Annotated in this window: 1 rRNA gene (cut by a window edge); it reads right to left on the bottom strand. The window is 56.4% G+C overall.

Annotation, left to right across the window (positions count from 1 at the left end):
• Nucleotides 1-23 precede the first annotated feature (23 nt).
• A 23S ribosomal RNA gene (locus tag AB0917_RS33615) occupies nucleotides 24-2,819 on the bottom strand; it runs 182 nt beyond the window's last position.

Raw genomic sequence — 2,819 nt, 5'->3', positions numbered from 1 at the left:
AACACAGTGGACGCGAGCAACTGAGGACAAGCCCTCGGCCTATTAGTACCAGTCAGCTCCACCCGTTACCAGGCTTCCACATCTGGCCTATCAACCCAGTCGTCTACTGGGAGCCTTAACCCCTCAAGAGGGTGGGAATACTCATCTCGAAGCAGGCTTCCCGCTTAGATGCTTTCAGCGGTTATCCTTTCCGAACGTAGCCAACCAGCCATGCCCTTGGCAGGACAACTGGCACACCAGAGGTTCGTCCGTCCCGGTCCTCTCGTACTAGGGACAGCCCTTCTCAATATTCCTACGCGCACAGCGGATAGGGACCGAACTGTCTCACGACGTTCTAAACCCAGCTCGCGTACCGCTTTAATGGGCGAACAGCCCAACCCTTGGGACCGACTCCAGCCCCAGGATGCGACGAGCCGACATCGAGGTGCCAAACCATCCCGTCGATATGGACTCTTGGGGAAGATCAGCCTGTTATCCCCGGGGTACCTTTTATCCGTTGAGCGACAGCGCTTCCACAAGCCACTGCCGGATCACTAGTCCCGACTTTCGTCCCTGCTCGACCCGTCGGTCTCACAGTCAAGCTCCCTTGTGCACTTACACTCAACACCTGATTGCCAACCAGGCTGAGGGAACCTTTGGGCGCCTCCGTTACTCTTTAGGAGGCAACCGCCCCAGTTAAACTACCCATCAGACACTGTCCCTGATCCGGATCACGGACCCAGGTTAGACATCCAGCACGACCAGAGTGGTATTTCAACGACGACTCCACAACCACTGGCGTGGCCGCTTCACAGTCTCCCACCTATCCTACACAAGCCGAACCGAACACCAATATCAAACTATAGTAAAGGTCCCGGGGTCTTTCCGTCCTGCTGCGCGAAACGAGCATCTTTACTCGTAGTGCAATTTCACCGGGCCTATGGTTGAGACAGTCGAGAAGTCGTTACGCCATTCGTGCAGGTCGGAACTTACCCGACAAGGAATTTCGCTACCTTAGGATGGTTATAGTTACCACCGCCGTTTACTGGCGCTTAAGTTCTCAGCTTCGCCAACCCGAAAGTCAGCTAACCGGTCCCCTTAACGTTCCAGCACCGGGCAGGCGTCAGTCCGTATACATCGCCTTACGGCTTCGCACGGACCTGTGTTTTTAGTAAACAGTCGCTTCTCGCTGGTCTCTGCGGCCACCCCCAGCTCACCGAGTAAATCGGATCACCAGTGATGGCCCCCCTTCTCCCGAAGTTACGGGGGCATTTTGCCGAGTTCCTTAACCATAGTTCACCCGAACGCCTCGGTATTCTCTACCTGACCACCTGAGTCGGTTTAGGGTACGGGCCGCCATGAAACTCGCTAGAGGCTTTTCTCGACAGCATAGGATCATCCACTTCACCACAATCGGCTCGGCATCAGGTCTCACCCTTAACGTGCGACGGATTTACCTACCACACGGGCTACACCCTTACCCCGGGACAACCACCGCCCGGGTTGGACTACCTTCCTGCGTCACCCCATCGCTTACCTACTACAAGTCTGGTTCATCGGCTCCACCACTACCCTCAACTCCGAAGAGATCGGGCCGGCTTCACGGACTTAGCATCGCCTGATTCAGTACTGGGCGTTTCAAAGCGGGTACCGGAATATCAACCGGTTGTCCATCGACTACGCCTGTCGGCCTCGCCTTAGGTCCCGACTTACCCTGGGCAGATCAGCTTGACCCAGGAACCCTTAGTCAATCGGCGCACACGTTTCTCACGTGTGTATCGCTACTCATGCCTGCATTCTCACTCGTGAACCGTCCACAACTCGCTTCCGCGGCTGCTTCACCCGGCACACGACGCTCCCCTACCCATCCCAGCCCCCGTTGGGGGTACATGCTGGAATGACACGACTTCGGCGGTACGCTTGAGCCCCGCTACATTGTCGGCGCGGAATCACTTGACCAGTGAGCTATTACGCACTCTTTCAAGGGTGGCTGCTTCTAAGCCAACCTCCTGGTTGTCTCTGCGACTCCACATCCTTTCCCACTTAGCGTACGCTTAGGGGCCTTAGTCGATGCTCTGGGCTGTTTCCCTCTCGACCATGGAGCTTATCCCCCACAGTCTCACTGCCGCGCTCTCACTTACCGGCATTCGGAGTTTGGCTAAGGTCAGTAACCCGGTAGGGCCCATCGCCTATCCAGTGCTCTACCTCCGGCAAGAAACACACGACGCTGCACCTAAATGCATTTCGGGGAGAACCAGCTATCACGGAGTTTGATTGGCCTTTCACCCCTAACCACAGGTCATCCCCCAGGTTTTCAACCCTGGTGGGTTCGGTCCTCCACGAAGTCTTACCTCCGCTTCAACCTGCCCATGGCTAGATCACTCCGCTTCGGGTCTAGAGCGTGCAACTCAAACGCCCTGTTCGGACTCGCTTTCGCTACGGCTTCCCCACACGGGTTAACCTCGCTACACACCGCTAACTCGCAGGCTCATTCTTCAAAAGGCACGCAGTCACGACTGACAGCACAAGTGCTGCCAGCGACGCTCCCACGGCTTGTAGGCACACGGTTTCAGGTACTATTTCACTCCGCTCCCGCGGTACTTTTCACCATTCCCTCACGGTACTATCCGCTATCGGTCACCAGGGAATATTTAGGCTTAGCGGGTGGTCCCGCCAGATTCACACGGGATTTCTCGGGCCCCGTGCTACTTGGGTGTCTCTCAAACGAGCCGTTGATGTTTCAGCTACGGGGGTCTTACCCTCTACGCCGGACCTTTCGCATGTCCTTCGCCTACACCAACGGTTTCTGACTCGTCTCACAGCCGGCAGACTATGAAAGA

This window comes from Streptomyces sp. NPDC007346 (assembly GCF_040703535.1).
In the GTDB taxonomy this organism is placed as follows: Bacteria; Actinomycetota; Actinomycetes; order Streptomycetales; family Streptomycetaceae; genus Streptomyces.
The sequence above is the reverse complement of the archived record's forward strand: the minus strand, read 5'-3'. Positions and strand labels throughout refer to the sequence as shown.